Source organism: Lishizhenia sp. (assembly GCF_033720595.1).
Taxonomy (GTDB): Bacteria; Bacteroidota; Bacteroidia; order Flavobacteriales_D; family Crocinitomicaceae; genus Lishizhenia.
This window is the reverse complement of the sequence record NZ_JAWWCF010000039.1, coordinates 1-18,899: the sequence shown is the minus strand read 5'-3', so window position 1 is coordinate 18,899 and position 18,899 is coordinate 1. Positions and strand designations below refer to the sequence as shown.

Here is an 18,899-nt window from a genome sequence, read left to right as displayed (position 1 = left end):
GTATGGTTGATTTTCGCCTACTTGTTCCATACCCTTGGTGAACTTTGTTTATCTCCTGTAGGATTGTCTTACGTGAGTAAATTAGTTCCTGCAAGAATGATTGCCTTTATGTTTGGTATGTGGTACTTGGCTATCGCTATAGGAAACAAATTAGCAGCGGTTGCGGGTGGTCAAATTGAAAACATTAAGGAGGAGTACTCATTATCTACGTTCTTCTTAATCTTTACTATCATTCCTATTGTGGCAGGTATCTTGGTGATTTTATCAGGAAGACTATTGAAAAAGTTAATGCACGGTGTGAAGTAATTACACTGTTGTTTAGGATATTAAAGGATGCGTTGGCTTTTCAACGCATCCTTTTTTTATGAACAAAAAATTGACAGAGGTCTCTCTAAGATATAACCCGATTTCCATTAAATTTCGTAGTTTTGTTCCCCTATAAAAAGACTTTACATTGAAATATACATTTTTCATATTTAGCTTAATCATTGCGTCCATAACCTTTGCTCAAGGAAGTGGGAATACCTTAAACTTTGATGGTGCCGCTACCGGTGTTTCACTTGGAGATCAAGTTGCAACGGGGGTAAGAACGATTGAAGCATGGGTTAAATTAGATAATGCCGTTGACAATACTTTAGCAAATGGTTACTGTATCGCTGGAAGAAGTGGGAGTAACCCATTTACAGGTACAGATCAATTTCATTTAGGATTTGAAACCAATGCTATATCTCCTGGGAATGGAGGTAAAATCAGTTTTTCAAGAAGAGTAGGGTTAAACAACTTTGTTATTTATTCAGATTTAAACACGTGGCCAGCGAATACATGGATACACGTTGCTGCAATTTTAGATCCTGTTGATGGAATGAAAATGTACATCAATGGTATTGAGCAGGCGGATACAGACCCAACTACAGATGCAATCATAGCAGGTGCCACGGGAGATAATGCTACAATTGGTCAATGGGGTATTATGAATGTTAGATATTTCGATGGAGATATCGACGAAGTAAGACTTTGGGATGATGCCAGAACTGAAAACGAAATTAGAACGAATTTGTGTAAGAAGTTGTTGGGGAATGAACCTGGATTGAAAGCGTATTACAATTTCGATAACATTGCAGGAACAACATTACCAGATGAAAGTACCAATACGAATGATGGTACATTACTTGGTTTTGGTGCAACTCCATCAATTTTATCTGGAGCACCACTAGGAGATGGTTCAACCTTCGCTTATGCTGCCAGCTTAGCGGGTACTACTTTAAATTATGTGGTGTCTGCCGGTGATGTTTTTGAAGTTTCAAATATTAACTCTGTGAGTTCACTTGGGGTGCATATATATCGAGTAAATCAGTTGCCAAATAACCTTACAAATATTAATAATCCTGCAGGGAATTACTACGGTGTTTTCTTAACAGGTGTAGACGGTACCTACGATATTAATTATAATATTCAAGATTACGGATGTAGTTCTTGTTTTGCTTTGAACGAACGTAATGACAATGCCAGTGGTCCTTGGACTACCTTAGTAGGGGCGCCTAATAGTTGTGCCTTCCAATTTGCCAACGAAAGTTCAATAGGAGATACCTACAGGGCCGAGTATATTTTAGATCAAGCTCCTTTTGTTTTTGATTTAGGAAACGATACCTCTGTTTGTACCTCACCTTTAACCATTGGAGAAAGTTTTGCAGGAGCAACTTATATGTGGCAAGATGGAACAACTACAACTCCTTTTTATGATGTAACACTTTCGGGTACTTACTGGGTTGAAGTAGATGTTCAAGGTTGTACGGGTTCTGATACAATTAATGTTCAAGTTGTAGATCTAGACTTTGATTTAGGAGTAGATACGACACTTTGTGGAGGTAATGGTACCTTTGGTTTATCTACAGGACTTTCGAATAATTACAACCACTTATGGCAAGATGGAAGTACGAACAATAGCTTTATTGTTACAAGTTCGGGTGAATACAATGTTACGGTTACTGATGGAAACTGTGTGAATCAGGATACCATTACAGTGGAGATTATAGACCAACCAGAAATTAACCTAGGGAGTACACAAATTGCCTGTGAAGGTGAGCAAGTTACACTTACTAATTTGAGTGTTTCAAGTATAGATACCTACACCTGGTCAACAGGTTCTAATGCAAGTAATATTACCGTAGATCAGGCAGGTACATATGGTGTGCTTGTGGAGAATGAATGTGGAATTGCTGCAGATAGTGTTTTGATATTGTTTGAAAACTGTGATTGTAACATCTACATCCCTAATAGTTTTACTCCTGATGGTGATGCCGCTAATGACGGGTTTAAAGTGGAAGGTGATTGTAAGTTCATGGTGTACGAATTAAACATTTTTAACCGTACTGGAACGCTGATTTTTTCTTCAACGGATATAGCCGATGTTTGGGACGGAACCTATAACGGGCAACTTGTTCCTGATGGTGTTTATGTATATAAAATTAAGTATACCACCGAAAGAGTTTACAGCGAGTACATTCTCGGACATATAAATGTCTTAAGATAATATGGAAAGGCCGACGTTTAATTAGATGTCGGCCTTTTTTATGTTCCGTTCTTTTTGAGGCTATTCATAGCTTTAAATGAAAGACTCACTTTATTTGGGATTAACCCACCCATGCTGGGAACAAATTACTTACCGCAGAAATGATGTACTCTATTCCTATGGCAATAACGATGAAACCAATGATGCGTGAGAGTGCATTAATACCCGAAGCACCTAAAAGGTTTACGATGTACTGAGCACTTTTAAGGAGTAAAAAGATGAAAGTACAAGCCACAAACATGGCCCCCATTAAGATGAGAACATCAAACATTGCTTTATGCTCTTGATTTAAGGTAATGAGTAATGATATGGTACCAGGACCTGCCAGCATGGGAATAGCCAAAGGTGTTAAAGCAATATCAGATCTAGATCGAATATCCTTATCAACTTTCGAGGAAGTCATCCCCTTGTGTTCTTTAAATTTACCGGTAAGTAAGGCAAATCCAGAACTGGTGATAATTAATCCTCCAGCAATTTTTAACGCGTTAATGCTAATGCCGAAAAATTGAAGTATGTATTGTCCTACAAAAAAAGAGAGTAGGAGAATGATAAGCACGTTAATGGAGGTCCAAACAGCAACTCTGTTTTTTTCTTTTAATTCATGATCGGCGGTTAAGCTCACAAAAACGGGGACGGTGCTCAATGGATTCATAATGGAAAACATAGCGCCAAGGGAGATTAAGAAAAGTTCCATTTTTTTGCCGCAAAACTAAGCTGCCTTTAAGGAAGATTAGGTAGCCAAAAGGTTATACTACGGTTAAAACTAAGTCAAGGCTATATGAGCTTTATCTTAAGGAAGGGCACAAAAAAAGGTGAACAAAACTGTCCACCTTTACTATCTTTTTTGTTTTCAATTATAAAAACATTTCTTTTTTCAAGTCTAACCACTCTAAAGTTGAGTTGCAGAAAATATCTTCAATTACATTTTGCGGTAAATCACTATCTGTAATGAATTTTCCAATCTCAAGATCTCCTAATGGGAAAGGATAATCAGAACCTAAACTTACACGCTTACTGCCTTGCATGTTTAAGATGTATTTCAAAGCATCAATATCGTGCGTGATACAATCTACCCACATTTTACCGATGTATTCTCTTGGGTTCTTTTTGTTGTCTATCGCAACTAAATCTGGTCGACAGTTAAAACCGTGTTCAATTCTACCCATAGTAAACAAGAATTCACCACCGGCATGAGATAAACAAACACGTAGATTAGGTAATCTCTCTAACACACCTCCAAAAATTAAAGAACACGCTGCTCTTGATGTTTCAGCTGGCATTCCAACCAACCAAGGTAACCAGTACTTACGCATGCTATCAAATCCCATCATTTGCCATGGGTGCACCATAACTGCTAATCCTAAACGCTCACAAGCTTCAAAAATTGGGAAAAACTGTTCTTCGTTTAAGTTTAAATCGTTGATGTTAGAACCTATTTGTATTCCCACCAATCCAATTTTCTTAATACGCTCTAATTCCTGAATCGCCAACTCCGTGTCTTGCATAGGAACAGTTCCTAAACCTATATAGTTCTTTGGATATTTAGCAACCAAATTAGCAATGTGGTCATTTAAAAACTCAGAAAGTTCTAAACAGTCTTTTGGCTTTGCCCAATAAGAGAACATCACCGGAATTGTACAAACAACTTGCACTTGCGTGTCAAACATTTTGTACTCCTGAATTCTCACCTCTTCGTTCCAGCAATTTTCTTTAATGGTTCTAAAATATTGCCCACCTTGCATCATGTCGGCAACTCCTTCTTCCTTGTGGTCAAGGTAAATGAAATCACCATATCCGAACTTCTTCGTCCAATCCGGTAAATGTTTCGGAATGATGTGCGTGTGCATATCTATTTTAAGCATAAGTATCTATTTAGTTTAAGAATGTGTTTTTTTGCCCCAGCGAAAATAAGAATTTAACGGGCGGCGTACAAATACTTTTGATAAACCTGTAGTTAAGCTTTAGTAGAATCTTGTAAACCAAGGGCTACCAAATCCTTGAAATATGTGTAAAACTTAACAGCTATATTTTTACAATATTCATCCGTGGATACAGGATTTGTTTAATTTTAAAGTGATGGCAAAATTGAAAGAAAACTCAACCAGAAAAATTAGTGTTTTCGGCCTTACCATGGTGGTGGTCGGTGCTTGTATAGGATCCGGAATCTTTCTATCTCCTCAAAGTGTGGCACGCTACATCGGGGAGGAGAGTTTTATCCTGTGGGCCTGGCTAATTGGTGGTGGAGTTGCTTTTTGTGGAGCGCTCACCTACAGCGAATTGGTAGGACTCTTCCCAAAAGCAGGAGGAATATATGTTTTTTTGAAGGAAACCTACGGTAAGCGCATGGCCTTCCTCTACGGATGGATAGTACTTAGTGTTATTACCTCAGGTTCCATTGCAGCACTTGTAATTGCAAGTTCCTCTTATTTTAATACGCTACTGGGATCTCCTTTTTCTCAGCAAGAGGTTCTACTTATAGCTTTGTTGATGATAGCCTTTAATACTTTGATTCATGTACGAGGTATAAAGCTTGGCGAAATATTTATCAATATCCTCTCCGTGCTTAAAATCCTTGGAATATTTGTGTTGATTGCTGCCGGACTCTTTTTTATAAACAAAGAAAATGGTGAATTAATTCCCGAAGCTTTACCGCGCAAGTCTAATGGAGATTTATGGATAGGTGTGGCCTTGTCTATGATTCCAGTAATGTGGTCGTTTGGAGGATTTCAACACGCTTCTTTTTTAGCGGCAGATGCCAAGAATCCTAAACGATCGGTACCTATGGCTATGCTTATCGGAGTGGCTTTTGTGACCCTTTGTTACTGGTTATGCAATTATACCTACATCAATGTTTTGGGTGTCGAAGGTTTAATGAATAGTACAAAGCCTGCTGTAGATGCTATGAATAAAATTGTGAGTAGAGGAGGAACTTTGGTGAGTCTGCTTATTGTGGTTTCCACCTTTGGATCGGCTTTTATTTTCACCATGTCTGCACCGAGAATTTACTACGCCATGTCCAAAGATCAAGTGTTTTTTAAGTGGACAGCTAAACGACATAAAAAATATGATACCCCAGCAAATGCTATACTCGTTCAGTCATTTTGGAGCGCTGTATTATTGGTGTTTTGGGGGAGTTTTGAGAACCTTATTAATTATGTCACTTTTATAGAATGGATCTTTTTACTCCTCTCAGGCATAGGAGTCTTTTATTTTAGAAAGGTAAAAGATAAAGCAGACTATAGTTTTAGAATTCCACTAGGCCCGGTAATACCATCCATTTTTGCATTGGTAGTGATCGGTTTTTTGGTTGCGGTCCTATCCGATGGAAATAAACCTGCGCTTTATGGATGCATTTTATTGGGAGTAGGCTTGTTGGTTTATGAAATTTTCAAACGTAAGAATCGTCTTGAAATATCGAATAAATAGTATACTTGTAGCATGAAAAAGAGTACAGTTATCGGATTAGTTTTTTCAGCAATCTTATTGGGGTGTGGAACAGATGCTTCTACGGAAACAAAGCCTCAACAAACAGACACCCCTAGCGAGAAGTTAAGTGTGGAGGAGAGAGCAAAGCGCTTTATGGAAAACAAATTGGGAATCAATGCAGCAGAAGAATACAAGTTCTTCTCCTACGATGCCCATGTTAATGCCGATACCTTGAAAGATAAGGTTTTCATACTTCAAAGAGAAAAATACGCCTTCGATAAAGTAGAGCGCGTAGGGAGTATGAAGAATTTTAAAGACATGGGATATAATAGTCCCGAAAACTACCTTTTTCTATATGATGCTGCCAGAGATGAATTTGTAACGACAGCCGGAATTGGTGCAAACATAACCCAAGACCTTGAAGTATCCTTTAAGAAAATTCTATCGCCTGCTAAAGAAGATATTATCATAGATTACCGCGTTCTTAATGGTATGTATAGATCGGTTTATGCCTATGCCGATAAGCGGTTATTGAAAGTATTGAGTTTTCCTTTATTCTCTGAGTTGGGAAAGGAAGACGAGGCTGCTTATATAACAACGTATCAAAAAGGAAGCGCATCCATTGCACAAGATATTTGGTTGTACAAAGCAAAGTTGAAATACAATAAGGATAGCTTATTAAAGAATCCAAACTTACTTCCAGAAAGAGAAGCTACAGATCAATTGTACTTGCGATTCATTTTTGATCCAAAACGATTTAAATATGTAACACCAGGTTACGAGCAAGAAGAAGATAAGAAGTAGGCTGCCCCCCCCCAAAAAGGATTTGGGGTCCAGCTATCCGTTATAGTTTACTTATGGTCTATTAAGCATTCCTAAAACCTTTGCATACTTCCGCGGGTCGTATGCAATAGTTAAGGCCTGCTAAATATCCCCAAAGCAAAGCTGCCACTCCTATCTGTGGCAGAGTTCAACTGTGTTTTTATCTCCAGAACAAAGATCTATAAGTAGGGCGTAATGGTTTTCTTTTACATTTTTTAGAACGTGGGTAGTTGGCTCGTTCATATAATTTAAAAAGGTAAGCACAGCATCTTTATCCTCACGTTCAACCTTTAACAATTTATTTGTTGGAATTTTAAACTGAGCTCCTATTTCTGTGCGCATGTAACGATAAGTGGAAATTACGGCTATAACAGATAAAGCAAATAACCCCAAGCTAAACTTAGCACTGAGAACATTGAAAAGAATTAATAAAGTAAAGAATAGGGTAATTATGATGAGTCCAACCTTTACAGATTTATTCTGAGCTTTTGAGGTGGTATAATTCAATTCTTTAAGAACTCTGATGTCTGACCAGTTCCCTGTATTCGTTAAATAAATATTGGTGTCGTCAATATTCACAAATCCATATTCGTACTGAAACCATGTTCTCATAAGGTGATTCTTTCTTTCAAAAATAAAAAAAGGAGTGAATAAACTTCACTCCTTAACTTTTTTCAACTTATATAGATTAGCCCTTCAAATAAGAACATTCTGCATTCGTCAAAGGTCTACTCAAGTCAATATCATTTCCATCCACTAAAACTTTACCTAAATCAAAGTTGTCTAAGGTACCTGTTAAGAATACTAACTTATCTTGATAAATACATCCAATGGTGTATTCTTTTCCTTTTTCTAGAACTCCAGTAGAGGTTTCTATTTCACCACCTTTCATTTGTCCTAATATTTTCCATTCTCCAAACTCGTTAAACTTTCCTTCTTCAAAAGCAAAAACGAAGCAATTTGGTTTGTAAATTCTATTTGGGTTGTCCGGACAACTTGTAGAAAGTAAAATCTTAAAGGGAGTATTTTCAGCTACACACCATGCATCTGGTAAATTTACTGTTGGGTTTGCCTGGTAAGTTGCAGGTGCAGTAATAAAGTCAGAAGGATTACCTTTTTTGTACCATTTGTAGGTTACGTTATTGGCATAATTCGCTTTTGCACTAATTACACTTACAATTTTCATAGGAGAACCAAATTGGAAGCTCGCAGTTTGTCTGTGACTAACACTTCCAGATTCTTCAACATACTCCCAAATGATCTCTGATGTGTTTAAGTAATAATCCTGACAGTTAGAATTAAACGTTACCATATTGTAATCATAGCCTGAAGATGTTTTTTCTCCTTCAGCAACTTGCCAAGCAGATAAGTGCGCCATATCAAAAGTAACTTCTAATAAACCAGAAGTTGTGTTCATGCTCACGGTTTCAGTACTTTCCAATTTCCAGTTAGAATTTTCTTCATCGTAACTGTAAACACCAAAATCATCTCCTGCCGCAATAGCAGATCCATCAAACTTTGTTGCTCCATTAGGAATGCTAATGGTCATCTGAATTGGAGTGTCAAAGTTGGTAACTTCTTTTGTACCTGCGTACATGTCCATGGCAACGGCTCCTAATGTGTTAAAAGTCATAAACTCTCCATTGTCCATTTGAGCTCTGTTCAAGTCACCCGGTAAAACTAAACTAGCATTTTCACCATTTGGGTCAACATAAGCAAGTTCAACATCTATATTCCCTGAAACTGCATTTCCGTTTTTGTCCATTAATTTAGTTCCAGTAGAGATATTCACTTCCGCCGTAGTTCCAGAATTAGATACTGCAGGCATTAAAGAGAAATCAGAAGAAATTTCACCTGTAGATCCTACTCCGGCAATTAAATCTGTAGCCACTTTAATATCTTGCGGTGCATTGTTTACACTAACCATGCTTACAGAAATATGGGTATGACCTTCTTCTATCAAGGTAACATCAGTACTTGATGGAAAGTATCCATTGGCAGTAGCGTGTACGGTAAATTCAACCGGCGTATTTTCAGAAGGTATTAAACTTTCAGCAATCGAAAGTGATAATAACCCCAAATCAGCACCATATTTTTGGGCACCAAAATTATCTGAAACATCTTGAGCATTTGCACCCCCAATGCGAATTTGAATATCTTCATTACCATTCATATCCAAGAGTTGCCCTGTATTGGCATCTACAAATTGAAAAGATACACTTGCTTTTGAAGACGATACGTTAAATACCTCAACAACACCATCCGTAATATCAACTTTTTTACAAGCACCAAAAAGTAAAGCTGGTAATGCAAGGAAAGCCAATCCTTTAATTATATTCTTTTTCATTTTTCTTTTCCTTAGATTGAATTATTGCTTCTTTAAAAAGAAGTTGATTTGAAAGTTCGCATAGGGGTAGAATTGAAAACTTGAAATGTTGTTTTCAATAACAGCCGTATTGCTTGGATTTGCAGTAGGTGCTATTCTTCCTTCTCCGGTCATTGTAACAGATGGTTTTCCGTGATACATCGCGCCGAATTCAAAAGCATAGCTTACCCATTTTGCTTTACCAGCATTCCCAAGAACGATTCCTAGGTAAGGGTTTACGGGTAATCCTGGTGTAATTTCAATGCCTAAAATTCCTAAATCTTCATCATAATCTGGCAGGTAGTACGCGTTAACAGCACTAATTTTAGTTATTGTATATACCGCACCAGCAGCAATTTTTAACCCAGGACGTTTGGCAAAAGGAGCATAAGTTCCAATTAAAGAAGCGCTACCAGTTGAGAAGCGATAGTCAGAACTAACATCTGCACCTCCAGAGGTACCTGTAAAGCTCATACCTAGTTCAGGTAAAAAGGTTCCAGAAGCTCTTAATTCTATTCTTTTTGAAATAGGGTAGGTGAATTGTAAACCAGCTCCCAAACTTCCTACTTGAAGTCCAACAGAAGGTCGTGGCGAATAGCTATTTGTAGCTTCTTCTTGTGCTGAACCAGTATAGCTCAAGCAAAGAAGACTCGTTAATAGCAGTAAACTTTTCTTCATACGTAATATTGAGTGTAAAACAAAGGAATGGAGGTAGTTCCCCATTCGCGAACGCAAAGAAAATTAGTTTAATGAAATAGAGCAAGAAAAAAGTAGTAAATCCATGAATTTAGGGGAGAATCGGAAGTTTTTGCCCCAGCATTTAGGGTGATTCTCCCTAGGAAATTAGTTTGAAGATTACTCCCGTGTCTATTCCTTGTCCTGCATGAGTATTTTCCAAGGTCTTAATTCGCTATAGTGGTTGGTGATCACTTTCAATATAGCCAAGATCGGAAGTGTTAAAATCATACCGATAATTCCTGTAAGGGCACCCATAATCACTAAGCCTACGATGACCACCAAAGGATTGATATTGATACTATTTCCTACGACTTTGGGGGTGATAACGTTTCCTTCCAAAAATTGAACTACCGCGTATACTGCAATAACACCCACGGCATACCACATGCTGTCTTTGGTAGCCAAAGCTATGATTATAGGAATTAATGCACTGATGATTACTCCAGCAAAAGGAATTAAGGTTAAAATACCACTAATTATTCCAATAATGAAGGCGTGTTTTATGTCTAAGAAAAAGAGTCCTATTCCAGTTAAACTGCTAATGATGAGTATAAGTAATGCTAAACCTTTCAGGTATTGCTGCAGTACTTTTTGCATATCTAGGATTAAATCCTGAGGGTTGCTAATGTTGGTTCCTTTCAGATATTCTAAAATAAAATCACCAATATTTCTGCGGTACATTAACATGAAGAAAAGGTAAACAGGGAAGGTGACTAAGAAGATAAATGCGTCTTTTAAACTGGTTGCCGCTTGTTCACCGGCTTGTAAAAGCATGTTTTTTAATCCTTCAACACTGCTGTAAACCATGCTTTTGTAATCTCCTAATCGAGAATCCATTTCAGCATCAAAACTGTCTTTAGAATTTAAAAACTCCAATTGATTTACCTTTTTTACTAAATCTAAATCGGTTATTATATCTGTACTTTTTACACTAATTAAGGTGACCACACTTAGCATAAATGTAAAGGCGAGTAAAACAGCAACCAAAGAAGATAGAGCTCTGGGGAAATGCCATTTTTCAAAGGTGTTGGCCAAAGGAGTTAATAGGGTTGCTACAAATCCAGAAAGTAAAATAGGCATTACAATATCTCCACCGTAAATGAGCAAGAGACAAATGACCAAACCGATGAATAAGGATTTTGCAGATCTATCTAACTTCGAATTTTTCTTTACCATGTGTGTAGATTTTGTTAGGTTTAAAGGTATATAAATTGTGGAGAGCACCGAAAGGTTTATAGAAAGTTAATCTAAGGGTACTGCTGCTTTAAGTTTAATGATTTAGATTTTTAGTTGGTTTTATTATTTTTGTTATGTGAAAAATACACTACTACTGTTACTACTGCTTGGAGGGATGTTTTCTGTAAACGCTAAAGAAAATGCCTCAAATGTTGATACCCTTACTTTGAATCAACTTTACCTAAAAAAGAATTTATGGCGAAAAGGAAAAAAAGTGTTTACGGGCTACGTAACACATGTATATAAAAACTCTAATGTGGAGAGAGTTGGTTTTTTCAATGAATTTTATACAACCCCTACTCATACACTACCTGGGTTGTCCAAGTTTTCCTGGAGTGTAGATTCAGTATTTGCACATTTTTCTCAAGGAAAAGTAGACTCTGTAAGGCTTTTTAATAATGGACTTAGAACGGCTGTTGTAACCCATGAATATGTAGGCGAGGATACTTTAAGTGTATTCAAAACTTATGCGGAATCACCAATACAAAAATATTTAAACCAGAGCAGTGGCTTTGATTGGTGTTATGAAATGAAAAATGGTAAGGCAAACGGTAAAAGTTGGTTTTATTTGTACAAAAATGAAAGAGATACCATGATGCTTAGATCTGTTGGGAACTACGTAAATGATACACTTCATGGGAAAGTAATACAATACCATCATTACTACGATAAGGACAGTTTTCTAATTCAATATGATTATACTATGCGAAATGGAAAACGAGACGGGGTAAGTTATAGTTATAATGAACATGGAGATTTGATTGACGTTACCAATTTTGTGAATGATAAAAAGGAAGGAGAATACCTACATTATTATATTGGGAACAATCAAATTTTTGTAAAAATTGTGTATGCTGCAAATGAAGAAATTGAATATTTGAAATACAGCTATAACGGGAAATTACTGTATCATAAGGTAGGAGATGATGAGCAAGAAGTTGTATTAACTGGTGAGGTGGTAGAACATTCCTATCCTTTTACCCATTTTTATTACAAAAATTACGACGAACAAGGAAATGCAATTTACCCATGGTATGTTAAAGACAAGGCTGGAAAAGTTATAAAAACTATTGAGCAATAGAAATCAGTTATAAAAAAAGCGGCACCTCAAAAAGTGCCGCTTTTTTATTATTATTTTTCTGTACTTTATCAAGGTGTTGACATAGATACAGGTAATATTTTTCCTTTGTAGTACTCGTTTCCTGTTAAAGAAAACTCTACGATATACTTGGCCATTTTCGCTGCACTAATTGGAGCTTCATATCCAGGAAAGGCTTGAGCTAACATTTCTGTTTGTACTGCACCTAAACATAAACAGTTCATGTCTATTTCAGTTTCCTTAAACTCCTCAGCAAATAATTCGGTAAAACTCACCAAAGCAGCTTTAGAGGTAGAGTAAGCAGAAAGTCCTGCAAATTTCACACTTCCTTGAATACCACCTACAGATGAAATATTTAAAATGTGTGCAGCTCCTTCTCCTACGTGCTCAACAAAAGCTTGTGTAGCAGCCATTATCCCAACAATGTTGGTTTGGTAGCTCGTAGCAATTTCTTCCTGAGATAACTCCAAAAATGGCTTGTTTACTAAGGTTCCAGCATTGTTAATGAGTATATCCAGGCTTTTGTAATTTTTAAGAATCGCAGATAATTCTTCGCGTACGTTTTCACTGTTTAAGTCAAAACTAAAAGCATCTACGTTTTTCATCCCCTCTAAAGAACTTACGTTTCGAGAAAGGGTAATTACGTTGTGATCTGTATGTTCAGAAATGAATTTAACCGCTTCAAAACCTATACCTCTGCTACAACCTAGAATTACTATATTCTTAGTCATCGTACGTCACTATTAATTCTTCAGAATTCGGGTGAGATTGACAGGTTAAAATGTAACCTTCAGCAATTTCTTCGTCTGTTAACGTGTAGTTCATATCCATGTGGGCCGAACCTTTCAATACTTTCGCTTTACACGTACTACAAACACCACCTCTACATGAGTAAGGAGCGTCAACTCCTTCACTTTCTAATTCAGACAACAAAGTGTCTCCATCAGATTTCATTGTAAAGCGAGTTTCCTCGTCATCTAAAATTACAGTAACCTTACTTTCTCCTTTATAATCGGCATGCACTTCCGTTTCATGCGATTTCAATAGCGTAGGAGTTGTAAATAATTCGTAATGCAATTTATCTTCGCTTACACCAAAAACTTTCAACGCTTCAAGTGCATCTGCAATCATTTCCTCCGGACCACAGAAGTAAAAACCATCTGCTTTTAACACATCTAAGTTCGCCTTAACAAAAGCACTTACGGCTTCTTTATTAATTCGTCCTTTTCCATATCCTTCTTTCTCCTCTTGGGTAAGGTAGTAATGTGCATTTACATTTTTACTCAAGGCGTCAATGTCCTTTTTGAAAATGATGTCAGCCTCTGTTTTGTTGGCGTATAACAATTCCATTTTACCGTCTACACCTGCGATATGCTTGGCAAAAGATAAAATAGGTGTAATACCACTTCCAGCTGCAAAGGCAACTATGTTCTTGTTTTCCTGAGCAATTCTAAAACTTCCTTCAGCTTTTGTAATCCAAATATGATCTCCAACTTTTACATCGTTGTTCATGTATTTAGAAACAATACCATCCGTAATTTCTTTCACACCAATGGCCAACTCTTCACCTCTTCCGCTACAGATAGAGTAAGATCTTCTGTACTCTTTACCATCGATTTCAACAGCTATATTGATGTGCTGTCCTGGATAAACTACAAATTTATCCTTAGCATCTAAACTAAGAACTACCTTAACGGTATCCTTTGTTTCTCTAACAACATCTATAACTTCTGCGTATAGAAATCCTCTTTTCTTTGGTTTAATGTCTTTTTTAAAAAGACCTTTAAATAATCCCATAATAATTGTCGTCCTAATTAATCGTCAAAAGATACAACCAACTTTTCACTCGTTGGGTGAGATTGACAAGTTAAGATATAACCAGCATCAACTTCGTCTTTTTCTAAAGCGTAGTTAACATCCATTACAGCTTCACCTTCGATAATTTTAGCCTTACATGTACAACATACACCTCCTTTACAAGCAAAAGGTAAATCTGCACCTGCTTTTTGTGCGGCATCCAAAATGTTATCTCCCGTAGAATCTAGAGGGATGTCTATCTGGTCTCCATCCAAAATGATGTGTACCATAGAAGATACATTTGGCTCGTTTGCCGTAGCTTTTACTGGCGCCTGGTTCATTGCCATTCCTGGCGTTGTAAATAATTCGTAGTGAACTTTATCTGAAGGAACATTCAATTCTTTCATGGCGTCTTTCACCCCTAAAATCATTTGCTCTGGTCCACAGATAAACACCTCGTCTAAATCTGTATCTTTTAAGAAAGCATTGTACAAGTTAATACACTTGTCTTGATCAATTCTTCCTTTTTGTAATTTATTTCCTAAGCTCTCTCTACTTAAAACATGTACAATTCTAAAGTTGTTCATGTACAAGTTTTTCAAAGCTTCTAATTCTTCTCTAAAAATGATACTGTGGAAACCTTTGTTACCGTAAAATAAAGTAACATCACTTTTAGGTTCTGCCTTTAATATTGTTTTGGCAATGGCTAAAATTGGAGTAATTCCACTTCCTGCAGCAAACAATGCGTAAGATTTCTCGTGATCTGCAGAAGGCTCTAATTTAAAGTGCCCTGTTGGCGTCATTACTTGTAGTTCGTCTCCCGACTTCAAAACTTTGTTGGCAAAACCAGAGAATTTTCCCTCAGGAACTTCCTTGATAGCAACTCTTAATTCATCGTCTAAAGGACTCGTACAAATAGAGTAAGATCTTCTCAAATCTTCACCGTCTATTGTTGTTCTCAAAGTAAGGTATTGACCAGCTTTGTAATTGTAGTCTTCTTTTAATTCGCTAGGTACTTCAAATGCCACAGATACAGCATCTTCCGTCTCACGTCTAACTTCGCTTATTTTTAAAGTATGAAATTTTGGAGTCATATGTTTTGCTTAATAACTGCACAAAAATAAACAGATTAACGACTTTTGCCTAGTAATAGAGCATACAATCCCCATCCTTGACTATTATCATGAATACGTTTTTATTAGCTTAAAAGAAAGGGATGTCTTGATTTTCAGCTTATCGAAGGAGAAGATAGTGTGGATTCTACGATGTGGTGAAGCAGTTTTATTGATATTTATCACATAGAGCATTGCTCCCTTTTTGAGAATTATCAACTTTACTCATATATCGCAAATTGAGTACAAAATTTAGATGCTGTTCTCCCTGTTGATAATCGTCAATTTACAGGGGGGGGAATGCTTTGATATTTGTCACCTTTTATACAAGCTCTATACAAGATTTTCTAACTAAAAAAAAGAAATGAAATTCAGAATATTTTTTCTATTCTACTTGGTTTTGAGCGCTTTTACAGATGGTTTGTTGCTTAAGTATCCTTCAAAAGAAGTTGTATGAAATTCTAGGATTGAAGTAAACAAAAACGGATGAGTTTTGTTATGCTCGTGAAGGAAGGGTGCTTTCAAGGCCCTAGGTCCGCAAAAAGCGCCATAATTTTTGTATCTTTGTGAACCGCTATTTTGATAAAATCATTCGATCAAAACTTGTTTTTTGAGAGAATCAAAGGAAATAAGCATGAAAGAAATTAACATAGAAGAATTAGAGAAGCGATTTCAAGAGAAGATAGACGCTGACATCAGAATCGAACCAAAAGATTGGATGCCAGATGCCTACAGAAAAACCTTGATTCGTCAAATATCTCAGCACGCGCACTCGGAAATCGTAGGTATGTTGCCAGAAGGTAACTGGATTACTCGTGCACCGAACTTGAGAAGAAAAGCTGTTTTGTTGGCCAAAGTGCAAGACGAAGCAGGTCACGGACTTTACCTTTATTCTGCAGCCGAAACTTTGGGAGCAGATAGAGAAGAGACTATAGATGATTTACATACTGGAAAAGCGAAGTACTCAAGTATCTTTAATTACCCAACGTTAACGTGGGCAGATATGGGAACAATTGGTTGGTTAGTAGATGGTGCAGCCATTATGAACCAAGTTCCTTTGTGTAGATGTTCTTACGGACCATACGCCAGAGCGATGGTAAGGGTTTGTAAGGAAGAGTCTTTCCACCAAAGACAAGGTTTCGAGATTGTAACGAAATTAGCACAAGGTACTCCAGAGCAAAAAGCAATGGCACAAGATTCATTAAATAGATTCTGGTGGCCAGCCTTGATGATGTTTGGACCAAGTGATGCAGATTCGCAACACTCTGAGCAATCGATGAAATGGAAAATTAAGCGTAATTCTAACGATGAATTAAGACAAATGTTTGTGGACGTAACAGTTCCTCAAGCAGAGTTGGTTGGACTTACAATTCCAGATCCAGACTTAAAGTGGAACGAAGAAAAAGGTTCTTACGATTTCGGTGAAATTAACTGGGATGAGTTCTGGCAGGTTGTTTCAGGTAACGGAATCTGTAACAAAGAACGTGTTGAAGCGAGAAGAAAAGCAAAAGAAAACGGAAGTTGGGTAAGAGAAGCGGCGAATGCATACGCAGCAAAGAAAGCTCAACGTAAAGCATCTTAAAAGAATTTACATGACAAAGAAAGAATGGCCTTTATACGAGGTTTTTATAAGAAGTAAACAAGGGTTAAGCCACAAACACGTGGGAAGTTTACGTGCAGCTGACGAAACTATGGCTGTAGAAAATGCAAGAGACGTTTACACAAGAAGATCAGAAGGTGTGAGCATTTGGGTTGTAGAATCTAAAAACATCTTTGCTTCAGATCCTGCAGATGCAGATAGCTTATTTGAACCTGCAGATAGCAAAGTTTATCGTCACCCAACTTTTTACGAAGTACCAGATGGTATTGAGCACATGTAAACGATTTTTAGCATGACAAAAGAAGAAGCATTATTTAAATATACCCTTCGTTTGGGAGACGATGCATTAATTGTTTCGCAACGATTATCAGAGTGGTGTGGTCACGGTCCTATTTTAGAGGAAGACATAGCCTTAACAAATATCGCATTAGATTTAGTTGGGCAGGCTACAACATTATTAGAATACGCTGGAAAAGTTGAAGGTAAAGATAGATCAGCAGATGATTTGGCTTACTTGAGATACGAAAGAGATTATACGAATTTATTGTTGTGTGAGCAGCCTAACGGTGATTTCGGAGCAACAATTGTTCGTCAATTCTTATTCTCGGCTTACCAGCAATTCATGTACGCAGCATTAACAAAAAGTTCTGATGAACAATTAGCTGCCATTGCTGAGAAATCTTTGAAAGAAGTAAAATACCACGTGAAGCACAGTGCGGAATGGGTAATTCGTTTAGGAGATGGAACAGAAGAGTCGCACGAAAGAGTACAAGCTTCATTGAATGATTTATGGAGATTCTCTCAAGAAATTTTCTTTGAGGATGAAGTAAACCAAACGTTAATTGAAGCAGGAATCATTACAAGTTTAGAAGATCTAAGAGCAGATTGGGAAGACTTAGTAAAACGTGTGATTGAAGAAGCAACATTAACTTTGCCAGAAACAAAATGGCAATTAGACGGAGGAAGAAAAGGATTGCACTCTGAGCACCTTGGATATCTCTTGGCAGAAATGCAATACATGCAAAGAGCTTATCCAGGAATGGAGTGGTAATATTTGCAGTATGACAATTACAAAAGAATATATATGGGATCTTCTGGAGCACGTAAGTGATCCAGAAGTCCCTGTTTTAACTATCGTCGATCTAGGCGTGGTTAGAAATGTAGAGGTAAAAGGGGAGGAAGTTACCGTAACCATTACACCTACGTACTCAGGCTGTCCGGCCATGCAAGTTATCGAAGAAGATATACGTGAGACCTTTAAAAATGAAGGAATAGAAAACGTTACCGTTGAAACAGTGCTTTCTCCGGCATGGACTACGGATTGGTTGACAGAAAATGGAAGACGTAAGTTGAAAGAATATGGAATTGCTCCACCACAAGATGAGGTAGATAAATCAGTTCTCTTTTCAGATCCTGTAGTTGTACCTTGTCCAAGATGTGATTCTAAAAACACAAAAATGGTGAGCCAATTTGGATCCACAGCTTGTAAAGCGCATTACCAGTGTTTAGACTGTCAGGAACCCTTCGACTATTTTAAATGTTTGAAGTAATCATTAGAAAAATAATTTGAAAGAGCTTAATAGGCTCTTTTTTTTGTGCCTAATATTAATGATTAACACTTAAAGCTCTTTTATTCAGCCCTAAATGAGGCGCTTGTAAAAATCAAAGTTGAGTTTTTTTGGAGGTTGAAAAATCCAGAATTAGATTTCTATCGTAGGTTTTAAAAACTTAAACTTTAGAACCTATGAAAACATTTTACATGCTTCGATTTATGGTCCTTTCAGTATCGCTGACCCTTGGTTCGGTGGTAGCTTTTGGACAAATAATAACCAGCGGCGCAGACGATGGCTCTGCGGGAACATTGAGGAGTCAAATAGCTGCTGCCTCTCCGGGAGCAACTCTTTCGGTAGATTTAACAGTTTCTAATATTCTTTTAGCAAATGGTCAAATTACGGTAGATAAAAACTTAACCATCAATGGAAATATCTTTGGTACCACAACGATAGATGGTGATGGATTAGATAGAATTTTCGACGTTACCTCAGGTACACTTACTTTAAACAATTTAACACTTACTAACGGTGTTGCAGGAAATGGAGGCGCTATACAAGTTGTAGGCGCCGATCTTATTTTAG

Annotated in this window: 18 protein-coding genes and 1 pseudogene; 10 read left to right on the top strand and 9 right to left on the bottom strand. The window is 37.2% G+C overall.

Translation table 11 applies throughout. The annotated features are described in order from the left end of the window. Together R3333_RS04555 and R3333_RS04550 are read left to right on the top strand one after the other, a co-directional pair. Positions 1 to 306: pseudogene (locus R3333_RS04555) on the top strand (MFS transporter); the annotation flags it as partial. 148 nt (positions 307 to 454) lie between these two features. Beyond that, positions 455 to 2,530 (top strand): LamG-like jellyroll fold domain-containing protein, encoded by a 2,076-nt coding sequence (locus R3333_RS04550; protein WP_318957529.1) that lies wholly within the window; start codon positions 455 to 457, stop codon positions 2,528 to 2,530. Between the two features lie 100 nt (positions 2,531 to 2,630). Here the strand turns inward: R3333_RS04550 and R3333_RS04545 are convergent, their stop codons facing one another. Both R3333_RS04545 and R3333_RS04540 read right to left on the bottom strand, forming a co-directional pair. Next, positions 2,631 to 3,263, bottom strand: a complete 633-nt coding sequence (locus R3333_RS04545; RefSeq protein ID WP_318957528.1) for a MarC family NAAT transporter — start codon at positions 3,261 to 3,263, stop codon at positions 2,631 to 2,633. 160 nt (positions 3,264 to 3,423) lie between these two features. Next, the gene (locus R3333_RS04540; protein ID WP_318957526.1) at positions 3,424 to 4,431 is read right to left on the bottom strand and encodes an amidohydrolase family protein; all 1,008 of its coding nucleotides are present in this window, start codon (positions 4,429 to 4,431) and stop codon (positions 3,424 to 3,426) included. Between the two features lie 214 nt (positions 4,432 to 4,645). Between R3333_RS04540 and R3333_RS04535 the strand changes: the two genes are divergently transcribed. Both R3333_RS04535 and R3333_RS04530 read left to right on the top strand, forming a co-directional pair. After that, on the top strand, positions 4,646 to 5,995 hold the full coding sequence (locus R3333_RS04535) for an APC family permease (RefSeq protein ID WP_318957524.1): 1,350 nt from the start codon (positions 4,646 to 4,648) through the stop codon (positions 5,993 to 5,995). A 12-nt stretch (positions 5,996 to 6,007) separates the two neighbouring features. Beyond that, positions 6,008 to 6,799, top strand: coding sequence for a hypothetical protein (locus tag R3333_RS04530; protein WP_318957522.1), 792 nt, complete (start codon positions 6,008 to 6,010; stop codon positions 6,797 to 6,799). Positions 6,800 to 6,949: 150 nt separating this feature from the next. On the opposite strand, the gene R3333_RS04525 is transcribed toward R3333_RS04530, so the two are convergent. The 4 genes from R3333_RS04525 to R3333_RS04510 form a co-directional block, all read right to left on the bottom strand. Then, positions 6,950 to 7,429 (bottom strand): hypothetical protein, encoded by a 480-nt coding sequence (locus R3333_RS04525; protein WP_318957521.1) that lies wholly within the window; start codon positions 7,427 to 7,429, stop codon positions 6,950 to 6,952. Between the two features lie 76 nt (positions 7,430 to 7,505). Then, the gene (locus R3333_RS04520) at positions 7,506 to 9,164 is read right to left on the bottom strand and encodes a hypothetical protein (RefSeq protein WP_318957519.1); all 1,659 of its coding nucleotides are present in this window, start codon (positions 9,162 to 9,164) and stop codon (positions 7,506 to 7,508) included. Positions 9,165 to 9,185: 21 nt separating this feature from the next. Continuing rightward, the gene (locus R3333_RS04515) at positions 9,186 to 9,860 is read right to left on the bottom strand and encodes a hypothetical protein (protein WP_318957518.1); all 675 of its coding nucleotides are present in this window, start codon (positions 9,858 to 9,860) and stop codon (positions 9,186 to 9,188) included. A 189-nt stretch (positions 9,861 to 10,049) separates the two neighbouring features. Beyond that, positions 10,050 to 11,096, bottom strand: coding sequence for an AI-2E family transporter (locus R3333_RS04510; protein ID WP_318957516.1), 1,047 nt, complete (start codon positions 11,094 to 11,096; stop codon positions 10,050 to 10,052). Positions 11,097 to 11,232: 136 nt separating this feature from the next. On the opposite strand from R3333_RS04510, the gene R3333_RS04505 reads away from it, so the two are divergent. Next, positions 11,233 to 12,237, top strand: a complete 1,005-nt coding sequence (locus tag R3333_RS04505; RefSeq protein ID WP_318957514.1) for a hypothetical protein — start codon at positions 11,233 to 11,235, stop codon at positions 12,235 to 12,237. 68 nt (positions 12,238 to 12,305) lie between these two features. On the opposite strand, the gene R3333_RS04500 is transcribed toward R3333_RS04505, so the two are convergent. From R3333_RS04500 to paaE, 3 genes are read right to left on the bottom strand one after another with little or no spacing between them, the layout of a single operon-like run. Then, a complete protein-coding gene (locus R3333_RS04500) occupies positions 12,306 to 12,986 on the bottom strand; it encodes an SDR family NAD(P)-dependent oxidoreductase (RefSeq protein WP_318957513.1) in 681 nt (226 codons plus the stop codon). Next, on the bottom strand, positions 12,979 to 14,052 hold the full coding sequence (locus R3333_RS04495) for a 2Fe-2S iron-sulfur cluster-binding protein (RefSeq protein ID WP_318957512.1): 1,074 nt from the start codon (positions 14,050 to 14,052) through the stop codon (positions 12,979 to 12,981). The genes R3333_RS04500 and R3333_RS04495 overlap by 8 nt, the downstream gene beginning before the upstream one ends. Positions 14,053 to 14,069: 17 nt before the next feature. Continuing rightward, positions 14,070 to 15,146: a 1,2-phenylacetyl-CoA epoxidase subunit PaaE gene (gene paaE / locus R3333_RS04490; protein WP_318957511.1), complete on the bottom strand. Its 1,077-nt coding sequence runs from the start codon at positions 15,144 to 15,146 to the stop codon at positions 14,070 to 14,072. Positions 15,147 to 15,798: 652 nt separating this feature from the next. Here paaE and paaA point away from each other — a divergent pair. From paaA to R3333_RS04465, 5 genes are all read left to right on the top strand, one after another. After that, entirely contained in the window at positions 15,799 to 16,746 is a 948-nt protein-coding gene (paaA, locus tag R3333_RS04485) for a 1,2-phenylacetyl-CoA epoxidase subunit PaaA (protein WP_318957510.1), read from the top strand. 10 nt (positions 16,747 to 16,756) lie between these two features. Further along, a complete protein-coding gene (gene paaB, locus R3333_RS04480; RefSeq protein WP_318957508.1) occupies positions 16,757 to 17,044 on the top strand; it encodes a 1,2-phenylacetyl-CoA epoxidase subunit PaaB in 288 nt (95 codons plus the stop codon). A 12-nt stretch (positions 17,045 to 17,056) separates the two neighbouring features. Continuing rightward, complete coding sequence (gene paaC / locus R3333_RS04475; RefSeq protein WP_318957507.1) at positions 17,057 to 17,815, top strand: 1,2-phenylacetyl-CoA epoxidase subunit PaaC; 759 nt, start codon at positions 17,057 to 17,059, stop codon at positions 17,813 to 17,815. A 10-nt stretch (positions 17,816 to 17,825) separates the two neighbouring features. Further along, the gene (paaD, locus tag R3333_RS04470) at positions 17,826 to 18,314 is read left to right on the top strand and encodes a 1,2-phenylacetyl-CoA epoxidase subunit PaaD (RefSeq protein WP_318957505.1); all 489 of its coding nucleotides are present in this window, start codon (positions 17,826 to 17,828) and stop codon (positions 18,312 to 18,314) included. Positions 18,315 to 18,508: 194 nt separating this feature from the next. Beyond that, the coding region (locus tag R3333_RS04465) for a hypothetical protein (RefSeq protein WP_318957504.1) at positions 18,509 to 18,899 on the top strand (391 nt) is incomplete at its 3' end.